A 19268-nucleotide genomic window follows, 5' to 3' on the forward strand; every position below is an offset into this window, starting at 1 on the left:
TGGCGCTGACCATAGCATTTGTGCCTTTATTACGATTACCTTATACTATTTTATAACCAAATCGCTATAATAAAGATTTTGTAATAAAGTATCGCGGTAAAAACACTTATCAACAGCTTATTCATAAGCTTTCAGTCGCTATCCCCTCATCATAGCACTATTAATAATGATATACTTTTGACTTACAACGTAATTGCCTACCGATTGGCTTATTTTTTAGCAGCGGGCTGTAATTAACGACTAAAGGCAGGCATGTGTCAAAAAAACGTCTGAAGAACCTACTTCCTACTCCTGAACAAATCTTACAAAGCCGCAGCTTAAAGTTCTTTGCGCCGCATTTAGGCGACCCTAGATTGTGGCAGTTCAATCGCCACAGCTTAAATAAAGCGGTGTATATCGGCGTGCTTAGCGCTTTTTTTCCGCTACCGGGCCAGATGCTACTGGCCTTAATCGGTGCGCTTATTTTTCGCGCAAATGTGCCTATGGCGCTGGGTCTGACTTGGATTACTAACCCGCTGACGACGCTGCCCATCTTTTACACAGGCTATTATATTGGCGCAAAGATTATTGATGTGCCGATGATTAGCTTACGGCTGATTGGTAGGATGATTGCTGATTTTAGTCTATGGGTATTGTCGGACGGTGCCAATCCTTTTATCACTTATAAAGGTGCAGTATCGATTACTGCGTTTTGTCTTGGTCTGACTATCTTAGCTATTGTTAGTAGTATTATCTGCGGCTTAGCCTTCAAAGGCATTTGGCGTTATAAGACTGTCAGCAGTTGGCAAAAGCGTCAACGCCTGCGAACCGACAAGATGCCTAAACCTTGATGTACTAATGCTTTAAATCATGCTAATTGTTTTGATGCTCGTCCAATGCCTCGAGGATATTATCTTTAAAATTATTATCCATTACCTGCGTGGTGACGGCCTTGTCATTTTTGGTTAAGGTATATTGCTTAGCTGTCGGCGTTTGCTGTACTTCTAAATAATAATCCACCCCCGCTAAAGTAATCGCATCAAAAATGGCAGCCAATTGCTCTTTTTGTGCCTCTCTATCGACTTGCTCAAATGCTTGAACATCGATATAAGGCAGTAAAGGCTCATCTCCCTCTTCTGCACTACCAAAAGCAGCAATTGGGTCATCTCCCTTATCCATAATGTCACTCCTCAAAAGTAAATAATAGCAAAACGATACTATCGATTGATGTTAAAAACAACAGCGACTATTTATTGCTATCGTAGCTTTTCTGGCGGCTAAGTTGCTTCGATATGACCTAATAACTTAGTAAACGAGCAACTTAATGACTTAGTAAATTAATAACTTAATAAACGAGCACCTTAATAGTCTTCCCAATGACCATTACGCAATAACAGCTGACGATCGGCAAGCGCGGCTAAGCTGCGATCATGAGTCACCATAAGCAGCGCGGTTTTCATTGTGCTTTGCAGCTCTGATAACAACCCAAACACGCTTTGCGCATTATCATAATCTAAGTTACCCGTCGGCTCATCGGCCAAAATCAGCGATGGCTTAGTTACCAGTGCACGAGCAATCGCTACCCGCTGACGCTCGCCGCCAGATAGCTCGCCAGGCCGATGCTCTAAACGATGACCTAAGCCTACGTTTTCTAAGATTTCAATCGCTTGCTGACGCGCCTCAGTAGTCGATATTTTTGGGCGCATCAGTAGCGGCATAGCGACATTTTCGATAGCGGTAAACTCAGCTAACAGATGATGGAACTGATAAATAAAGCCCAGATACTGATTACGCATCGCACCGCGCTCTGTCTCATTCATATCGTTAAGACGCTGACCATGTAGCCACACCTCACCGCTAGTGGGCGTATCCAAGCCGCCTAATAAGTGCAACAAAGTGCTTTTACCCGAACCACTAGTACCGACGATAGCCACACGCTCGCCGGCGCTGATATTGAGATCCAGACCCGTGAGTACTTGGGTGTGTACCGCTCCATCATCATAGATTTTGTTAATATTGCTTGCCTTCAAAATAACTGACATAGCGCTTCCTTTATTCTTTAATAGCTTACCGCTTCTATATCGACACTGATGTCTAGGCTAATATAGCGTCCGGTTTGTATCATTATTTGTATTTAAATCAAACTATAATCTAGACAATCGACAATCGACAATCCTGTTACAGTTGCATACTACCTTGGTTACTCATAGCGCAATGTTTGGGCTGGCTGAATCTTAGCTGCTCGGCGCGCCGGATAAATAGTCGCTAAGAAGCTCAGGATAAACGAAGCACCAGTAATCAATACCACATCGACTATACGTAGCTGTGAAGGCAGATAATTGACAAAATAAGCATCGAATAAATGCAGACCAAAAGCTTGATTGATAAAGCCCAAGATATCGCTAACCGTCAGTGCAAATATCACCCCTAGTATCGTCCCAGCGACTGTACCAATAACGCCAATTACTACGCCTTGCACCATAAATACTTGCGTAATCAGCCGCGGCGACGCGCCAAAGGTTTTTAAGATAGCAATATCGGCTTTTTTGTCTGTTACTAGCATCACTAAGCTTGAAACGATGTTAAAAGCCGCTACTAAAATAATCAAAAACAGCAATAAGCCGACCATCGCTTTTTCCATTTGGATCGCGCCAAACAAGTTACCATGGGTTTGGGTCCAGTCACTAGGATACAGCTGAGGCGGCGCTATGCTAGCCGCCTTTTGCGCGGCTGTGGGCGCTTGGAAGATATCATCAAGCTTCAAGCGAATACCTTGCGCGCCATCCGGTAGTCGTAATAGCTTTGCTGCATCATTCATCGGTATAAAGGCAGCTAAAGTATTGACGTCTGGGCTAATATTAAAGATACCCGTCAAAGTAAAGCGTTTAAACCTAGGTATAACGCCGGCTGGTGATGGCGAAGCCTCTGGTAGCACCAAAGTGACTTTATCACCGATACTCAGACCGAGCGATTGCACCATCTCCTCACCCAAAACGATATTGAAATCACCGCTTTGTAGGGTATCAATATCCCCCTCCATCATATGATTATTAATAATGGAGACGTTTTTCTCATACTCAGGCTCGATACCCGTGACCATAATACCCGCGACTTGACCGTTCGCTGTTAGCATACCTTGTAGCTGGATAAAGGGGGCCACTGCTGCCACTTCTGGATCTTCAGTCTTGATACGATCAGCTAATGGCTGCCAATCACTAATCACCTCAGATGAGGTAACGGTCGCTTGCGGCACCATACCGAGTATGCGGGTTTTTAGCTCTCGATCGAAGCCATTCATCACTGATAGTACCGTGATCAGGACAGCTACTCCCAAGGTCAAACCTATCATGGAGATCAAAGATATAAAGGAGATAAAGCGGTTACTGCGCTCAGCTCGGGTATAACGCAAGCCAATAAATAATGCTAAAGGACGAAACATAGTCAAACTCTTTATCTTATTTATATGCGCTTCTCTATCGTGACCGCAGCCTTACACAAATAAGGCGAATAGGACGAATAAAGCTTTGTAACCAAATAAACAGGCATATAAATAGGGTTCTAGACAGATCTGCTGGGTATTTACTCCATCAACACCCTGATAGAGTAATAAGACTGCCAAAAAAAGGGGATAGTTTGACACAATTTTATGAATATGTGCCAATGATTAGCATAAACTAATGGGGTTTTTTGGCAAAACCGCTTGGTTTATGATTATTTTTTGGCAGGGGCTTGCTATTGTTTGCCATCATACCTATATATTGTATGCTAAAGACAAATGTCATTAACCCATCATTGTGGTATAACGGATAGCGTGACGACATTGCAGCCAGCATCGCTTAACTATAATATAAATATTATTGATATCAACATATCGTGCTCTATGCGCTTGGATGCATGACATAATACTTAGCGCTCACTATCCAACCTTATCACTGTTTTAAGTTTGAGTATTCTCATGACCATTAATTATCAGTATAAAAACGTACAAGCCCCTACCAAAACCACCTTATCCGACGAACAGACTGCTGGTCATGCTGATCATTGGCGTATCTTGACTGATGATATGAGTCAGGATGTGCCCGAATGGTTACAGCAAATGATTGAGCATGCAGCTATCCCAAAAGGCCTTAATAGCAATGTGAGCGCCTCAGACAGCTGTCTCTTATTGTCTGAAGATCAGCCCTGCCATATCAATCAAGTTTTAGCTATGAAAGAGGGTCGACCAGAACGCTTCATTAACGCCTACCCGTGCGTCGATAGCCCCTATGGATTGAACTGCAAAATCGAGCGTATTATTGCCAATGACAACTCGCACGATGCCGTACTGCGTTTACGTAGCGGTGATGGCAGTATCATTTATGCGTTTGATCAACTCTATACTGCCAACCGTCACCAATACCAGCAAGGCACCTCATACTTTATAAACTTTAGTGCTTGGGCGCATGAGATCTCAATTAGCGAACAAAACGAGGTGATTAAAGTCGAAGACGAGGAAGCCATTCGCTATCATCGCGCTTTTAACGATATCGTCGCCGCTAACGACGGCAAAATGCCTGACGATCTGCAGCAGCAAATTGCAGAGTGGCAACCTGAGACAAAAGAGCAGATGGCACCCGTAGAGATTAATCTAGGTCATATGTGCGCCTATTTATTCGGCGACACTTTAGGTCAAGAAGATGAAGCTTGGTGTCAAGGGCAAGTGCTAGGCAAGCAGCAAACTGTCTTTCATGGTAAGCCTATTATCTTGTTTGATGTTGTGATCCTGCGTGAACAAGACGCCGATCCTTTTGTGGTTCGTATTGGCGCTTGTGAGACCGATGAGACAAAAGCAATTGCAGTACACGACTATGTGCAAGCAAATATCTGGCTACAAGCAGCGATCTATAAAGAAAATCAGCACGAACAAGCAAAATCAGCCAGCTAAAAACGCCGTTAATAATGCTTCATAAAAAAACCCCAAACATGACGTTTGGGGTTTTTTTAACTTATACTTTCAAAGATTAATATTGTCAGGGGCTTCGACTTTAAAGAGCTATAGTTGCAACGTATTACTCATAACGCTCAACACCCTTTAGCGCGTAGCACACGCTAAAAACCACGCTAAAAACTAAGCCAGCGTCGTCATTGACTTGATATCTTTAAATAGTGCTTTTTGCTCATCGCTTGGACGAGCGGTTTGTAGCGCCATCAGCTGTGACATATCGCCTTCGACGCGAATTTTACCACTCATAAAGGCACCCATAATCTCATTCATATCGAAGTCCGTGATGATTGACTGCAAAATATTACGGTCTAGCAGCAAAGTTGTCGTTGCCTCAGCATTCAAACCTTTATGCAATAAGCCATTAGCGAAATGACTTTCTATCACCTCATCGCCGTCTGTGACTTTTAGGTTAATTACCATGTTCTCTAGTGCAGGAGGAAGGTTGAGCTCACCGGCTTCATTGCCCATTTTTTCTACTTCTTCAAACCAGTTATCCGTTAAAAAAACCGCCATATTCTTATCCTTAGTGAATACTTATTATTGATACTTATTATATTTATCTTATCATCGGTACTAATAGACACAGAGGTCATCTTACTGATTTGACCCCAAGCTACGCATCGAATCTATAAACATAGACATTGATATAAACAGCGTCTACACAAGTATATTGAGTGGTAGTTTACACAAGTATATTGAGTGGTAGTTATTGTCATAAAACTATTTATACGCCTTTATTATAAGGGTGAGTTTGACTAGAAGTAAAACCCAATCTCATGGTTAATGACCAAATAGTTACAAAATTGATAGCTTAGCTTTTATTTAGCAGGTCTTACTTGTGGCATCAGCCAAAAACCAGATACCTTCAACACTTAATGCTATTTTACCCATGCAAATATAACAGTGCCAGTATGCGCTCAATAGACTTAAACAGTACTGAGGTGGCGCCGCTATTTTGTGTTTCAAAAGCCCATTAAGATAAGTTGTCCGATAAATTATTTACCAAAGAGTTTGTATTTTGGGGCAACAGCTTGATGATATTTGATTAAGATTGCGTTACAATACCCTTAAACAGAGTCGGGAGTTTTAACTAAACGTTACCTGAGCGTGTTTTTTGTCAGCAGTCGCTAGCATATATCTACTTTTCATTAGCTTATAAGAGGGATGAAGATCCACTTATATTTCAGTCTATACTCGGTCAATCGTTATCTAGTCGATATTTACGAGCCCAGTTACTGTAGCTTAATACTTAGATACTCACTACGATAACTACTAAGTTAATCATTGAACTAACCACTGATTTTAGTAGTTAATATTAGCGACTAAACTGAATAATCAGACTTAGTAACCCAAATTAGTCATTCAATTGAATAATTACGGTCTGAGTATGACAAGATTTATTAACTTTAACGATATATTAATCATCCTTACTTTGCTCAATAGTATTATTGGCCTTTATGGCTATTTTTCCGCTCAGTCAACGCTGAGATAGCAAGAGTTTGGCTCACTAGTTAATACCTCGTTACAGTGATAGATACGCCTGACAGTAGCATGCGCCGCAATCCCTATTCAGCTGATAGCATCGCCTCTTAACCTTGCTATCTTTTGGATACCGCAAAGCTTTAGTTAATTCTGTTGATAATTTAGGCTGTAAAGGAATCATCCAATGAGTTTACAAAACACAGCAGTCGCCCCTATAGACCGCGAGTATGAGATCACTATCGTAAGATTCTTTACGATTATGGCTGTCATCTGGGGCATCGTCGGCATGAGTCTCGGTGTTTTCATTGCCTCACAATTGGCGTGGCCAGCACTTAACTTTGACATTCCATGGCTGACATTTAGTCGTCTAAGACCACTGCATACTAACGCGGTTATCTTTGCGTTCGGTGGCTGTGCCCTGTTCGCAACCTCTTATTACATCGTACAGCGTACCTGTAAGACTCGATTGTTCGCCCCGTATTTAGCTTGGTTTACCTTTTGGGGTTGGCAAGCGGTTATCGTTGCTGCCGTTATTACCCTTCCTCTAGGTTTGACGTCAAGTAAAGAGTACGCTGAGCTTGAGTGGCCTATCGATATCTTGATTGCTTTAGTATGGGTATCCTATGCTATCGTATTCTTTGGCACGCTTATCAAACGCAAAACCTCACACATTTATGTCGCTAACTGGTTCTTTGCTGCCTTTATCATTACGATTGCCCTACTGCATATCGTCAATAGCATGGCCATTCCTGTTAGTGCGTTTAAATCATACTCGCTGTTTGGCGGTGCGACCGATGCGATGGTGCAGTGGTGGTATGGGCATAACGCGGTTGGTTTTTATCTGACGGCAGCATTCCTTGGGATGATGTATTACTTCGTTCCGGTACAGATTGGTCGTCCGATCTACTCTTATCGTCTGTCTATCGTGCATTTTTGGGCGTTGATTGCTTCATATATGTGGGCCGGTGGTCACCATTTGCATTACTCAGCGCTACCCGATTGGACACAGTCGCTAGCTATGGTGTTCTCTATCATCCTATTCGCACCTTCTTGGGGCGGTATGATTAACGGTGTTCTTACCTTGTCTGGCAGTTGGGATAAGCTACGTACTGACCCGATTATTCGCTTTATGATTGTCGCTTTATCGTTCTACGCGATGTCGACGTTTGAGGGGCCAATGATGTCTATTAAGACAGTCAACGCGCTCTCACATAACACGGACTGGACGGTAGGTCACGTTCACTCAGGGGCACTGGGCTGGGTTGGTTTGATTACTATTGGTTCGATATATGTCATGCTACCGCGTATCTATAATAAACCCAAAATGTATTCTGTCAGTCTAATCACCACGCACTTTTGGCTGGCAACAGCAGGTACTATTTTTTATATCGTCTCGATGTGGATTTCAGGTATCGGTCAAGGCATGATGTGGCTTGCGACTAACCCTGATGGTACTTTGGTATACAGCTTTGTCGATACGGTTGAGTTCTCACACTTCCCTTATATCGGCCGTGCATTTGGTGGTCTATTATATGTATCGGGTATGTTTGTGATGGCCTATAACGTCTATCGTACTATTAAGATGCCTGAAGGAAAGCCTGTCGATATCGCTGACCCAACGGATCATGAACCTAGTGTTGACCAAACTTCGACAGCTAAAGTATAAGGAGCGATCATGGCTGGTACACCGCATGAAATTATTGAAAAAAATACAGGCTTGTTGGTCATCTTTATCGTTATCGCTATTAGCTTTGCAACGCTAGTCGAAATTGTGCCGCTAATATACGATAACAAGAATCCAGAGGATGGCGGGGTCAATACGCCGCTTCCTGCAATGGAGCCTTGGACAGCGCTTGAGTTTGAAGGCCGCGACATTTACATCCGTGAAGGCTGCCACGTTTGCCACACGCAAATGGTTCGACCTCTGCGGGCTGAAGTTGAGCGTTATGGCCCCTACTCTCGTGCGGCAGAATCGACGTGGGATCACCCTTTTCTTTGGGGTTCGAAACGTACTGGTCCTGATCTAGCACGGGTTGGTGGTCGCTATTCAGAAGACTGGCAAAAGCAGCATTTGATTGATCCTCGGTCGCTAGTACCTGAGTCTGTTATGCCAGGTTTCCCATGGCTTGCCACTAACGAAGTGGACGGAGTCAAGGTGCAAGCCAAAATGCGCTTATTCCGCGATCGCTTTGGGGTTCCTTACACTGAAGAAGATATCGAAGGCGCTCCTGATCTCGTACTTGGTGCTACAGAACTTGATGCTCTAGTCGCTTATTTACAGCAACTAGGTACAGCGATGGAAGGACAGCGCTAATGGGTATTGGTGAATTACAAACATTTGCAACTGTTGCTGCCTTCATCGCCTTTATAGGCGTTGCTTGGTGGGCTTATTCGCCAAAAAACAAAAAACGCTTCGAAGAAGATGCACAACTTGCGCTCGATGACGATATCCGTGATGATTCGTCTGATGAGCAGCGCAATAAGGATAAATGATGACATTCTTTTGGAGTTCTTGGATTACCATACTCAGTATCGCTTGTTGGGCCGGTATTCTTGGCGTCTTATTATTTGTGCTCAAATATAAGCCTGATGTCGAAGAAGACGGTACTACTGGACACAGTTACGATGGTATTCGAGAATATGATAAACCGCTACCAAAATGGTGGTTAGTGATATTTTTTGGTTCAATTATTTGGGGCGCGGCTTACTGGATTTTCTTTCCAGCTATCCAACCAACAAACTGGAACGGTATAGCTACCGTTGAAGTTGATGGCGAAACGGTGCCATGGACCTCAGAAAACGAGCTATATAGTGAGCTTGAAGCTAACGATCAGATCTTCACTGATAACTTTGAGCAAAGCATCTTAGCAAAAGCTGGTGCGAGTGATGCGACAGCCGTCTTGGACGAGCTTAACAGCTTACAGACGACACTGCGTCGTAGTGAAGAGCCGCCTGCAGATCTGCAAACTCAGATTGATGATAGAATCGCTGCGCTTGCGCCTGCGGTTGAGAAGCTATCGCAAGATCCGAATGCCTTAAAAGTCGGTAGTCGCTTATTCTTACAAAACTGCGCGGTCTGTCATGGTTCTAATGCCAAAGGCGCGGTAGGCTATCCTAACTTAACAGATAACGCTTGGTTGTATGGCGGCGCGCCTGAAAACATCTTGACGACACTACATAAAGGCCGCGTGGGTGGTATGACAGCATGGCGTGATCAACTTGGTGAAGAGGGTATTCGTTCGGTAGCTGAGTATGTACTATCACTCTCCCCTAGCAAAGGCGGTGCCAGCAATGGTGAGCTGGATCAAACTTTAGTCGCGCAGGGCGAAAGTATATTTAAAGAGCCTACCAACTGTGTGCTTTGTCACGGTCCAGAGGGTAAAGGTATGATCTCTACTGGCGCGCCAAACTTAACCGATGATATTTGGTTATATGGCGGTGATCGTGAGACCGTACGTGAGACGCTTCGTTATGGCCGTGCCGGTGTGATGCCTGAGTGGGAAACTAAGTTAGGAAACGAGCGTATTATGCTTCTAGCCGCGTATGTTTACTCACTTTCGGATAGATCTACTGCTAACACGAGCAATAATTAAGCCAATCATAACGCAAGTTTAGAAATAATAGCATTTTACTAAAGGAGGACTGTTAATGCAGTTCTCCTTTTTTAGTTAGCAGTCCACTCGTTTTTATGACTCAAGCGCTTTGAATATCTTTAGGTTATAGTGCTACCGATATTGCTATTTGCGCTTATACCCCCATTTATATTAAGGGAAATGTTAAAATAGTCATCTCTAAAGCTTAGTGTTTATTTTAGATTATAACAACATGATTATGACAACATTTTCTATAGCGTCTAATCAGACTGCGAATTGATTCTTTTTTTAAAAAGAGGCAAGTTTATGTCAGCTCCACAACCAAATAAAATCCCTGTACAACAAATAGACCTCGATGCGACTAAACATCGAGTGCATCCTCGCTTTGTTACTGGTTTTTATCAAAATATCCGCGTCATTAGTATGTATTTCTTTTTGGCGTTGTTTTTGTTATTACCATGGCTACGTTATGACGGCAGGCAAGCTATTTGGTTCGATGTACCCTCGCAGCACTACTACATCTTTGGTATGACATTTTTGACGCAAGATTTTTATTTTGTTGCTATATTTGCCATCATTGCTGCCTTTACGCTATTTATGGTAACGGTCTATGCCGGCCGAGTATGGTGCGGTTATGCTTGCCCACAAACGATTTGGACACATCTATATCAGCATGTCGAAAAATGGGTGATCGGTGATCGTAACAAGCGTATCAAGTTCGATAAGTCGCCAATGGGCCCAAAAAAGATCATTAAGCGCTCGCTGATTTACTTTATCTGGTTTGTCTTTTCTTTGATTACCGCGACTACTTTTGTCAGTTATGTCTCAGGTACTGAGTTTATTTATCAAAGCTGGCAGACAATAGGGTTTATCCCCTTCCCTGATTGGCCAACATGGATATGGGTATCGGTATTTATTTTTACCTTTGCCACTTATGCCAATGCCGGTTATATGCGTGAGCAGATGTGTGTACATATTTGTCCTTATGGCCGCTTTCAGAGTGTGATGTTTGATAAAGACACGCTTATTGTCTCTTATGATTACGATCGCGGCGAGCCTCGCGGCGCGCGTAAAAAAGGCACACACCCTGAAGAGCTGGGTGACTGTATCGAATGTACCATGTGTGTGCAGGTCTGCCCAACTGGTATCGATATTCGTGATGGCCTGCAAGTTGCTTGTATTCAGTGCGCCGCCTGTATTGATGCGTGTAATGAGATTATGGACAAAGTTGGCTATCCACGCGGGCTGATTCGTTATACAACCGAGCGGCAATTGGCCGAAAAAGAGCCGAGCCGTGTACTGCGTCCACGCCTATTTGCTTATCTGGCATTGCTGACGATACTGTGCGGCGGTCTAATCTTTGCGCTAACCGATCGGGTGCCACTAGAGATCGATATACGCCGCGACCGTAACCAGCTGTCGTCCTTAAATCAGCAAGGTATGATTGAAAACAGCTACGTGGTCAAACTCACCAATAAAACGCAGGATGAGCATACTTACAAGATTACTTTAGCGCCTGAAGACGGTTTGAGTTTGCAGCTACGCTTCAATGATGTTCCTTTAGCGCCTGGTGAAAGCTTTGATATGCCCGTTAGCATTTATGGGGACCCAGAAGTTGTCGAACCAGGACAAACGCCTGTGACGCTGCATGTTGAGAGCGAAGATGGTCAATATAAAGTCAGTAAAGACAATGTCTTTACCACACAAGGTCAGTTGTAGCCAATAAGGGTCAGCGCTTCCAATAAGATGATTCACATAGCGCTGATCTTTTGCTTAAATTTACTGCATGTCTTATATTCGATAAGTGGCTATTATCTTATGTAGGACATTTATCTATGTATTAAACGCTATTTTATTAATAGGTATTTTATGTCTACTTCCTCATCGAACTTTAAACATCAAGATAGCCAGCCATGGTACAAGAATTACATGGTGGTTATTTTTGTTATTGGTCTACCGGCGTTTGTGGTAGTGGCTTGTATTTTCTTTGTGTATTACTCCTATCAAATCCGTGATAGCGTAGTACGTGATGACTGGTACATGGATGGCAAGACTTTGTATCACGATGTCTCACGTGATAAGCTCACTTACGATTTAGATTTGCATGGTCAAATGCAGTTCTCTGACACAGGCGAGATCGTTTTTTATTTGAATTATCCCGAGCAGAGTCTACAATCAGGCACCTTATTGAACGGTGAGCCAGTCACTTATCCTGATACTCTGAACTTGTCCATCTCTCATGCCACGGACATCAAAAAAGATCGTGATGTGGTATTAGAGCATCAAGGCGCTAATAAATATACCGCGCAAGCGGACATTGACCCTTTAAAAGCCAAATACTATCTACAAGTCAGTAACGAAGGCAGTGATGATTGGCGTATGCAAGATGTGGCAAAACTGCCGCGTGCGGAGGTCAGCTTCGATCCGCTACCGGTGTTTGAAAAAACTTCTTAATAGAGTTATTAAAGTCCTTAAAGCAAAAGCCAGCTAACTTGCACGGTTAGCTGGCTTTCTTATGAATGCTAGCTTGTTTATAAGGGCTAGCTTGTTTATAAATACTATTAAGTTAACCACCGTTTATTCAAATTATAATACTGGATTAATGGTAGGAATCTTTGTGCTTTGCTGGCTTTTATTTGTCGCTATCGAATGCTCTTTATCTGGGCTGCTGGCGCTAAAAGCTTGTTTTTTGGGCTCAGTCGGCAAGCCTATCTCATCAAGACTGCTTTGCTGCCCGACTTGAATGTTATCGCCTTCAAATAAGCGCTCGCTATCATCGCGCTCACTGGCCAACGTTTCAAAATCGAATAGCTCGCGATCGGCTAATTGTGACGGCGCAACGTTTTGCATGGCTTTAAAAATAGAAGCCAAGCGCTGCGGATGAGCATCATCCCATTCGCGTAGCATATCGTTGATAATAGCGCGTTGCAGGTTGGTTTGGCTGCCGCATAGATTGCAAGGAATAATCGGGAACTCCTTTAGCGCCGCATAGTCGATGATGTCTTTTTCTTGTACGTAAGCCAGTGGCCGGATTAAAACATTTTGCTTGTCATCACTAAGAAGCTTGGGCGGCATAGACTTTAGCGCGCCGCCATGAAAGAGATTCAAAAAGAAAGTCGCTAGCATATCATCGCGGTGATGACCTAGAGCGATTTTGGTGGCGCCGATTTGTTTGGCAAAGCCATAAAGCGAGCCGCGACGTAAGCGTGAGCACGCTGAACAGTAAGTCTTGCCTTCTGGTACTACGCTTTTGACAATACTATACGTGTCTTTTTCTAAGATATAATGCGCTATTCCTTGCTCATTTAGATAATTAGGCAACACCTCCTCTGGGTAGCCTGGCTGCTTTTGATCCAAATTGACTGCCACAACATCAAAATGAATCGGCGCCACACGTTTTAGCAGCAGTAAAATATCGAGCAAAGTATAGCTGTCCTTGCCGCCTGAGACACAGACCATGACTACATCGCCGTCCTCAATCATATTAAAATCTTGAATCGCTGCAGACACTTGCCGGCGTAGCTTTTTTTGTAGCTTACGAAAGTGCGCTGATTCAGTCGGTGCTTGTGAGTCAGCAGCCCTATCCTCATTACTATCCTCTTCAGCATCGGCCTCTATACTATAACGATTAAAGCCTGCTTCATTAGACATATCATCAGACACATCGTTGGTCTGAGAAGGGTTGTCTGGCGTAAACAAGGTTGCTGTGGTCATAAGTTACTCAATATCTTTATAAGGATGATTTTACTATAAAGCGATTTGCTATAAAGCACCGTCAATGATGCGAGATGGTCGCTGCTTTAAAAGCTGCGATTATAACAAATAATGCTAACAGATTGAAAAGATGACAGTAATACAGACTGTATTTTATCAGGATATTATTGGATATGGCTTTGTCGCCTTTGTGACGCGTGATTGATCGCTTCATGGTTCTGTAATAACCGTATTTTTGCTAAAATGGCGTTTTCGTAAACCAATAATAGATACTACTATGACTAACGTTACTTTGCAGAATCCCTCAATGAATCAAGCGTCCAACAGCAACGATACTCTTCACAAAAACCAAAATGCCGTGGTGCTTTTATCAGGTGGTCTCGATTCGGTGACGTGTTTGTATTGGGCAAAGGCACGCTATGCCTCGGTGACAGCGGTCAGCTTTGACTATGGGCAACGTCATAATAGTGAGCTTGTCGCAGCAAAGCGCATTGCTGAGACAGCAGGCGTCAACCACAGAATTATCGACATTGATATCGCCCAGCTTGGTGGCTCATCACTCACCGATCACAGCATGATCGTACCAGACGGCGATACCGACAAATTCCCTAATAAAAAGCACGATGAAATCGATAACGATGCTATCCCTAATACTTATGTGCCTGCACGTAATACAATCTTTTTGTCTTATGCTCTAGCCGTCGCTGAAGTGACTGATGCCAATCATATCGTCATTGGGGTCAGCTCAGTCGATTACTCTGGCTATCCCGATTGCCGTCCAGAGTATATCGAAGCATTTGAGCACATGGCCAATCTGGCGACAAAAGCGGGCGTTACCGGTCATCGCTTGTCTATCCAAACCCCACTACAAAAGCTGTCCAAAGCTCAAACTATTGAGCTTGGTCTATCATTGGGCGTTGATTATGGACAAACGATTTCTTGCTACCGTGCAGATGTGAACGGACTTGCTTGCGGCGTTTGTGACAGCTGTGCGCTACGTCGCCAAGGCTTTGCTCAAGCTGGCGTCACTGACCCTACTCATTACCAAGCTGGATAGAGATACTGACTTTTTATCAAACAGCGGCATCAATCAACATTAGCGAAACATTCGCTTGCATTAACACAGCACGTCGCCATTGTATTTTTATCACCATACTTGCTATCGTATGGACAATCATTTTTGCCAATTGAATAGATTACATATAATATAGGTTACATGAGATATCACCAATGATTCAGTCACTCACATATCAGTGATCCAGCTGTCTATTAATTATAAAATCACATTGAATACCAGAGTCAAAAATTGACACTACCTGCAAGAGGATATTTATGAAGTTATTGCCATTACTCCCCCTAGCCTTAGCTGCCGCGTTCGCAATGCCGCAAGCAAACGCTACTGACATTAAAAAAGATAATATAAATCAATGTATTAGTGGCGCGGTTAAATACAAAGTTGCCGATAGAAATACCGCCTCTAAGCTGTGTAACTGTACTATTAATGTGCGTAGTAACATGACTATCGGTCAAATGTGGGAAATTGAGAGTTACGCGCAAGACAAAAAAGACCCTTCTAGCTTACCTTACGTGAAAAAAATGCAGCGAGACTTACAGCAATGTACTGAAGGTTTAGACTTAAAGCAGCCACAAAAACCCTCTTAATACAGCCATTTTGACCCGTATCAATATAAAGTAATGAATTATAGGCTTGTTAAAGCTTTTGTTATATTGACTCTACTCTATTAAATTCATATAAAACATAAGATAAGACTGGCGGTTGTCAGTCTTTTTTTGTGGATGAGTTGCCAACGAACGCACAAAGTGCAAAACTGAGCCTTGATGATTACCATTAATGTTTGCCAATCTCAACTGAAAAGGAACTTATTATGGCTAAGCCAACCACCGAAAATATCGCCTTACCTGATTTTCCAGTGACGCTCGTGCGCCTACTAGACGGAAACTTCATTGAAGAGGATATCAGCTTACAACAGCTAGTAGCGAACAGACAAAAAGGCCTAATCCTCTATTTCTACCCTAAAGACAATACGCCTGGCTGTACCACTCAAGCCACTGACTTCACCGCCCATCTGCACGATTTCGATGATTTGGGCTACGATATCATTGGCGTCTCTCGTGACAGCGCCGAATCGCACAAAAAATTTATTGAAAAATACGACTTACAAATCCCGCTAATTAGTGATAGCGATGAGAAGCTCTGCCAATACTTTGAGGTTATCAAAGAAAAAAACATGTATGGCAAAAAAACCATCGGTCTGGTGCGCTCCGCTTTTATATTTAATAGCGAAGGCACGCTCACTCATGCTCAGCGCAACCTGCGTGCCAAAGGCTATGCCGAGCGTGTCTTGTCTCTGTTAGCCCCTCAATAATAAATCTTTAAAATAACTTTTAGTCGAAGGCGTACACTAGCCTGCCTTCGGTAACTAATCGTTAATAACTAAATATTGGTAACTCAACATTTTTGCAACAGCTCGCTACGCTTATCCTGCTGCGCTTTGGTACAGATTATCTTACCCTAGCGGATGAACATAGAGTATCAGTCATCAAGTGACAGCTATAGGCATTTCTAAAGGCAGCTGAAAGAACAGAGTCAGTATTGATACTAGCCGTGAGAAAATTTGTTAAATTATAATTATTGATAATAGGAAGAATTATGAACCAATCGTCTGAGAACCTCACTGATAAACCGTCTAAACAAAGCTCCGATAGCGTCACGCGCAGTGTTTCAGTCGCTGTTATTGGCGCAGGTACTGCAGGGCAAAACGCCTTTCGCCAAGCGAGTAAAATTAAGAAAGATATCGTGATTATTAATGAGGGGTTTTGGACCACGACTTGTGTCACGGTCGGCTGTATGCCAAGCAAGCTGCTCATTGCCGCCGCTGAGCGTGCTCACGATGCTAAATACTCAGAAGAGTTTGGTATCCATAGTGAGGTGACCATCAATGGCAGGCAAGTCATGGCGCGGGTGCAAGCAGAACGCAGTCATTTTAAGAGCTATATTGAAAAGCAAGTCGAAAGCTGGCCGGATGATAAAAAAATAGACGGGCGCGCTTATATTAATAAAGAAGGTCTGATTGAAGTCAATGATGAGCGTATTAAGGCGGACAAGATCATCGTTGCAACTGGCAGTAAGCCGTTTGTCCCTGACGGCTGGTCTGATAAGCTAGGTGAGACATTACTGACTTCTGACAGTGTGTTTGAGTTGTCTGATTTGCCTGACTCTATGGCGGTAATTGGTACGGGCGCTGTAGGCTTGGAGCTGGCGCAAGCTTTTTCGCGTTTAGGAGTCGCTGTGACGTCGTTCAACCGCGAAAACCGCGTCGCCGGTCTAAATGACGCTGACATTAATGCCAAAGCTATTGACTGCTTGAGCGAAGATTTGACCATGCATCTCAAAAGCACTATCAATGATATAGGTCACGAGATCAGCACCGATGGTAAGACAGCGGCTTTTATTGAATATACGGATAAAGATGGCAATGAAGGTCGCTGGCAGGGTGAGCGAGTGTTAGTGGCTACTGGACGACGCAATAATATCGAGCAGCTAGGTGTGGAGAACTTAGGCGTTGAGCTTGACGATAAAAACCGACCCAAAAATTTAGATAAGCACACTGGTCAGATAGGGGATTTAGACGTCTATATCGTTGGCGATGCCAATGCCAACATTCCACTCTTACATGTCGCTAGTGATGAAGGCTATAGCGCTGGTAGTATCGTTTGTAATCAAAATACCGATGCTTATATTCGTCCGGTAGCGATTCCTTTTTCCATCGTCTTTACTTCTCCGCAAATCGTCAATGTCGGTATGACCCAACAAGAGATTGAAGACGATCCAGATTTAGAATACGTGATTGGTAAAGTCAGCTTCGATAATCAAGGCCGTAGTCGTATTATGGGCGTCAACTGCGGCCTGCTGCACATTTATGGTTGTAAGGAGACTGATAAAGTATTAGGCGCAAGCATGGTTGGCCCAGACGCTGAATATATCGGTCATATTTTAGCCAATGCCATAACTAATGAGATCTGTGTAAAACAGCTGCTTGATACGCCTTTTTATCATCCTACTATCCTTGAGGGATTACGTACGGCGCTGCGAGATGTTCAACACAAGATGGCTATCCCTTATCAATCACTCGACACGCAAGAAGATGGTTTTTAGGGCGCTGTTAAGATACACTTTTAGGGTAGTGGCTTGGTTTAAGCCGTTTTTTAGAGCAGCGTGTTTGACCCTAGACTAGCCTTTATTAACACACTCATACGGACAATAAGATGGCCATCGCTAGCATTACTGATTTTTTTGAGGAAATCATTCGTGATTTGCATGCCAGTCTTTATTTGGCATTGGGTGGCTCATTAGAAGAAGATAATCTAGATTGGTCTGCTTATGCCATAGAGCTGGCTAGTACTGCTATTAAGATACTGATACTGTTGGCTATAATAGGGTTCTTTTATTGGTTAGCGATCTATCTGATAAAAAGGAACAGTGAGCGCTTGCACATGAATGAGCGCCGGGTCAAAATCGCTCGTTCAGTGCTGCGTTATATCTGGATAGTGGCGAGCCTTATCGCCGTTATGAGTCAAGTCAACTTTGAGCCTGAGACAGTAAAAGCTACTGCCAAAGCCTGTATTTGGGCAGGTATTTATTATATCTTATGGACGTCGTCCGGACAGATTATCCATAAAGTGCTACAGCATTATGGTCTCAACGCCTCCATCGAGCAGTTACTCAAAAACGTACTATCAGTACTACTTTTGGTGCTCGGGCTTGCCAGCGTCATGGCGCAGTTCGGTTTTGACATTGTCTCTTTGGTTGCCGGTTTAGGTATTGCAGGTCTTGCTGTTGGTTTTGCGGCGCAGTCCACGCTTGCTAATTTTATCGCCGGTATTACTATTTTGCTGGAGCAGTCCTTTCAGGTCGGCGATTGGGTCAATATCAATGGTAACGAGGGCCGCGTGGTGGTTATCGCCCTACGTACCACTCATGTACTGACTCGCGACAACATCACCGTCATCATTCCCAACTCAAACGTCGCCTCCTCTGAGGTCACTAATATCACCTCAAAAAACTTTATCCGCTTTGATATTCGGATGCGCATCGCTTTTGAAGATGATATCGAAAAAGCGCGAGAAGAGATATTGCAAGTGCTAAAGGATACCGATGCGGTACTAAATCGTCCTGAGGCTTCAGCTACTGTGGCAGAAATCGGCGAATATGGGGTGTTCTTTATTATTCGCTTTTGGGTTAAGCCGGCCTCTGTCGCCCGGATGCCCAAAATAAAAGAGGACCTGCAAGAAAAAATCAAAGTGGCTTTTGATGCTGCCAATATCTCAACTCCCTACCCGCACATGCGCCTCTTGATGCCAAAGGATGTCGATTATCCTATCGCGACTAAGCCATTTGAAACCACCACGCAACTGGTCTCCGATGAGATAACTCTGACTAAGAATAACGATTAAGGCGTACTGATAATTATAGAGCGCTTTGGTCATTGGACCAT

Annotated in this window: 18 protein-coding genes; 13 read left to right on the forward strand and 5 right to left on the reverse strand. The window is 43.5% G+C overall.

What is annotated here, in order from left to right:
* Window positions 1-254 precede the first annotated feature (254 nt).
* On the forward strand, window positions 255-830 hold the full coding sequence (locus I3248_RS00370) for a DUF2062 domain-containing protein (protein ID WP_238062138.1): 576 nt from the start codon (window positions 255-257) through the stop codon (window positions 828-830).
* Between the two features lie 22 nt (window positions 831-852).
* Here I3248_RS00370 and I3248_RS00375 read toward each other — a convergent pair whose 3' ends face one another.
* The 3 genes from I3248_RS00375 to I3248_RS00385 all read right to left on the reverse strand — a co-directional run bounded on the left by I3248_RS00375 (window position 853) and on the right by I3248_RS00385 (window position 3418).
* Complete coding sequence (locus I3248_RS00375) at window positions 853-1158, reverse strand: hypothetical protein (RefSeq protein WP_025647373.1); 306 nt, start codon at window positions 1156-1158, stop codon at window positions 853-855.
* Window positions 1159-1340: 182 nt separating this feature from the next.
* Window positions 1341-2021 (reverse strand): lipoprotein-releasing ABC transporter ATP-binding protein LolD, encoded by a 681-nt coding sequence (lolD, locus tag I3248_RS00380; protein WP_025647375.1) that lies wholly within the window; start codon window positions 2019-2021, stop codon window positions 1341-1343.
* A gap of 158 nt (window positions 2022-2179) precedes the next feature.
* On the reverse strand, window positions 2180-3418 hold the full coding sequence (locus tag I3248_RS00385) for a lipoprotein-releasing ABC transporter permease subunit (RefSeq protein ID WP_238062139.1): 1239 nt from the start codon (window positions 3416-3418) through the stop codon (window positions 2180-2182).
* 516 nt (window positions 3419-3934) lie between these two features.
* Between I3248_RS00385 and I3248_RS00390 the strand changes: the two genes are divergently transcribed.
* A complete protein-coding gene (locus I3248_RS00390) occupies window positions 3935-4903 on the forward strand; it encodes a hypothetical protein (RefSeq protein ID WP_238062140.1) in 969 nt (322 codons plus the stop codon).
* Between the two features lie 183 nt (window positions 4904-5086).
* Here I3248_RS00390 and I3248_RS00395 read toward each other — a convergent pair whose 3' ends face one another.
* Window positions 5087-5476: an SCP2 sterol-binding domain-containing protein gene (locus tag I3248_RS00395; protein WP_238062141.1), complete on the reverse strand. Its 390-nt coding sequence runs from the start codon at window positions 5474-5476 to the stop codon at window positions 5087-5089.
* A 1153-nt stretch (window positions 5477-6629) separates the two neighbouring features.
* Here I3248_RS00395 and ccoN point away from each other — a divergent pair.
* The 6 genes from ccoN to I3248_RS00425 all read left to right on the forward strand — a co-directional run bounded on the left by ccoN (window position 6630) and on the right by I3248_RS00425 (window position 12492).
* A complete protein-coding gene (ccoN, locus tag I3248_RS00400) occupies window positions 6630-8111 on the forward strand; it encodes a cytochrome-c oxidase, cbb3-type subunit I (protein WP_025647380.1) in 1482 nt (493 codons plus the stop codon).
* A gap of 9 nt (window positions 8112-8120) precedes the next feature.
* Window positions 8121-8759, forward strand: coding sequence for a cytochrome-c oxidase, cbb3-type subunit II (gene ccoO / locus I3248_RS00405; RefSeq protein ID WP_025647381.1), 639 nt, complete (start codon window positions 8121-8123; stop codon window positions 8757-8759).
* Window positions 8759-8938, forward strand: coding sequence for a CcoQ/FixQ family Cbb3-type cytochrome c oxidase assembly chaperone (locus I3248_RS00410; RefSeq protein ID WP_025647383.1), 180 nt, complete (start codon window positions 8759-8761; stop codon window positions 8936-8938). The genes ccoO and I3248_RS00410 overlap by 1 nt, the downstream gene beginning before the upstream one ends.
* On the forward strand, window positions 8938-10038 hold the full coding sequence (ccoP, locus tag I3248_RS00415) for a cytochrome-c oxidase, cbb3-type subunit III (RefSeq protein ID WP_238062177.1): 1101 nt from the start codon (window positions 8938-8940) through the stop codon (window positions 10036-10038). The genes I3248_RS00410 and ccoP overlap by 1 nt, the downstream gene beginning before the upstream one ends.
* Window positions 10039-10344: 306 nt before the next feature.
* Window positions 10345-11757, forward strand: coding sequence for a cytochrome c oxidase accessory protein CcoG (gene ccoG, locus I3248_RS00420; RefSeq protein WP_238062142.1), 1413 nt, complete (start codon window positions 10345-10347; stop codon window positions 11755-11757).
* Window positions 11758-11907: 150 nt separating this feature from the next.
* Window positions 11908-12492 (forward strand): FixH family protein, encoded by a 585-nt coding sequence (locus tag I3248_RS00425; protein ID WP_201601097.1) that lies wholly within the window; start codon window positions 11908-11910, stop codon window positions 12490-12492.
* A 132-nt stretch (window positions 12493-12624) separates the two neighbouring features.
* Here the strand turns inward: I3248_RS00425 and ttcA are convergent, their stop codons facing one another.
* Window positions 12625-13689, reverse strand: coding sequence for a tRNA 2-thiocytidine(32) synthetase TtcA (ttcA, locus tag I3248_RS00430; RefSeq protein WP_238062178.1), 1065 nt, complete (start codon window positions 13687-13689; stop codon window positions 12625-12627).
* A gap of 340 nt (window positions 13690-14029) precedes the next feature.
* On the opposite strand from ttcA, the gene queC reads away from it, so the two are divergent.
* The 5 genes from queC to I3248_RS00455 all read left to right on the forward strand — a co-directional run bounded on the left by queC (window position 14030) and on the right by I3248_RS00455 (window position 19227).
* Window positions 14030-14809 carry a 7-cyano-7-deazaguanine synthase QueC gene (gene queC, locus I3248_RS00435; RefSeq protein ID WP_025647393.1) on the forward strand — a complete coding sequence of 260 codons (780 nt, stop codon included), beginning with the start codon at window positions 14030-14032 and terminating at the stop codon, window positions 14807-14809.
* A gap of 275 nt (window positions 14810-15084) precedes the next feature.
* Window positions 15085-15414: a hypothetical protein gene (locus I3248_RS00440; protein WP_025647395.1), complete on the forward strand. Its 330-nt coding sequence runs from the start codon at window positions 15085-15087 to the stop codon at window positions 15412-15414.
* A gap of 224 nt (window positions 15415-15638) precedes the next feature.
* A complete protein-coding gene (locus I3248_RS00445) occupies window positions 15639-16139 on the forward strand; it encodes a peroxiredoxin (protein ID WP_025647397.1) in 501 nt (166 codons plus the stop codon).
* 284 nt (window positions 16140-16423) lie between these two features.
* Window positions 16424-17929 (forward strand): dihydrolipoyl dehydrogenase, encoded by a 1506-nt coding sequence (locus I3248_RS00450; RefSeq protein WP_238062143.1) that lies wholly within the window; start codon window positions 16424-16426, stop codon window positions 17927-17929.
* 110 nt (window positions 17930-18039) lie between these two features.
* Window positions 18040-19227, forward strand: a complete 1188-nt coding sequence (locus tag I3248_RS00455) for a mechanosensitive ion channel family protein (protein WP_025647401.1) — start codon at window positions 18040-18042, stop codon at window positions 19225-19227.
* The last annotated feature ends 41 nt before the right edge of the window (window positions 19228-19268 follow it).

Source organism: Psychrobacter sp. Ps3, from assembly GCF_022129275.1.
Taxonomy (GTDB): Bacteria; Pseudomonadota; Gammaproteobacteria; order Pseudomonadales; family Moraxellaceae; genus Psychrobacter; species Psychrobacter submarinus.

Excerpts from the sequence above, each read along its gene's own strand:
- queC (WP_025647393.1), top strand. The coding sequence starts at position 14,030 with ATGACTAACGTTACTTTGCAGAATCCCTCAATGAATCAAGCGTCCAAC.
- ccoO (WP_025647381.1), top strand. The coding sequence starts at position 8,121 with ATGGCTGGTACACCGCATGAAATTATTGAAAAAAATACAGGCTTGTTG.
- I3248_RS00425 (WP_201601097.1), top strand. The coding sequence starts at position 11,908 with ATGTCTACTTCCTCATCGAACTTTAAACATCAAGATAGCCAGCCATGG.
- I3248_RS00395 (WP_238062141.1), bottom strand. The coding sequence starts at position 5,476 with ATGGCGGTTTTTTTAACGGATAACTGGTTTGAAGAAGTAGAAAAAATG.
- I3248_RS00375 (WP_025647373.1), bottom strand. The coding sequence starts at position 1,158 with ATGGATAAGGGAGATGACCCAATTGCTGCTTTTGGTAGTGCAGAAGAG.
- I3248_RS00455 (WP_025647401.1), top strand. The coding sequence starts at position 18,040 with ATGGCCATCGCTAGCATTACTGATTTTTTTGAGGAAATCATTCGTGAT.
- lolD (WP_025647375.1), bottom strand. The coding sequence starts at position 2,021 with ATGTCAGTTATTTTGAAGGCAAGCAATATTAACAAAATCTATGATGAT.
- I3248_RS00390 (WP_238062140.1), top strand. The coding sequence starts at position 3,935 with ATGACCATTAATTATCAGTATAAAAACGTACAAGCCCCTACCAAAACC.
- ccoG (WP_238062142.1), top strand. The coding sequence starts at position 10,345 with ATGTCAGCTCCACAACCAAATAAAATCCCTGTACAACAAATAGACCTC.
- I3248_RS00385 (WP_238062139.1), bottom strand. The coding sequence starts at position 3,418 with ATGTTTCGTCCTTTAGCATTATTTATTGGCTTGCGTTATACCCGAGCT.
- ccoP (WP_238062177.1), top strand. The coding sequence starts at position 8,938 with ATGACATTCTTTTGGAGTTCTTGGATTACCATACTCAGTATCGCTTGT.
- I3248_RS00450 (WP_238062143.1), top strand. The coding sequence starts at position 16,424 with ATGAACCAATCGTCTGAGAACCTCACTGATAAACCGTCTAAACAAAGC.
- ttcA (WP_238062178.1), bottom strand. The coding sequence starts at position 13,689 with ATGTCTAATGAAGCAGGCTTTAATCGTTATAGTATAGAGGCCGATGCT.
- I3248_RS00410 (WP_025647383.1), top strand. The coding sequence starts at position 8,759 with ATGGGTATTGGTGAATTACAAACATTTGCAACTGTTGCTGCCTTCATC.
- I3248_RS00440 (WP_025647395.1), top strand. The coding sequence starts at position 15,085 with ATGAAGTTATTGCCATTACTCCCCCTAGCCTTAGCTGCCGCGTTCGCA.
- I3248_RS00445 (WP_025647397.1), top strand. The coding sequence starts at position 15,639 with ATGGCTAAGCCAACCACCGAAAATATCGCCTTACCTGATTTTCCAGTG.
- ccoN (WP_025647380.1), top strand. The coding sequence starts at position 6,630 with ATGAGTTTACAAAACACAGCAGTCGCCCCTATAGACCGCGAGTATGAG.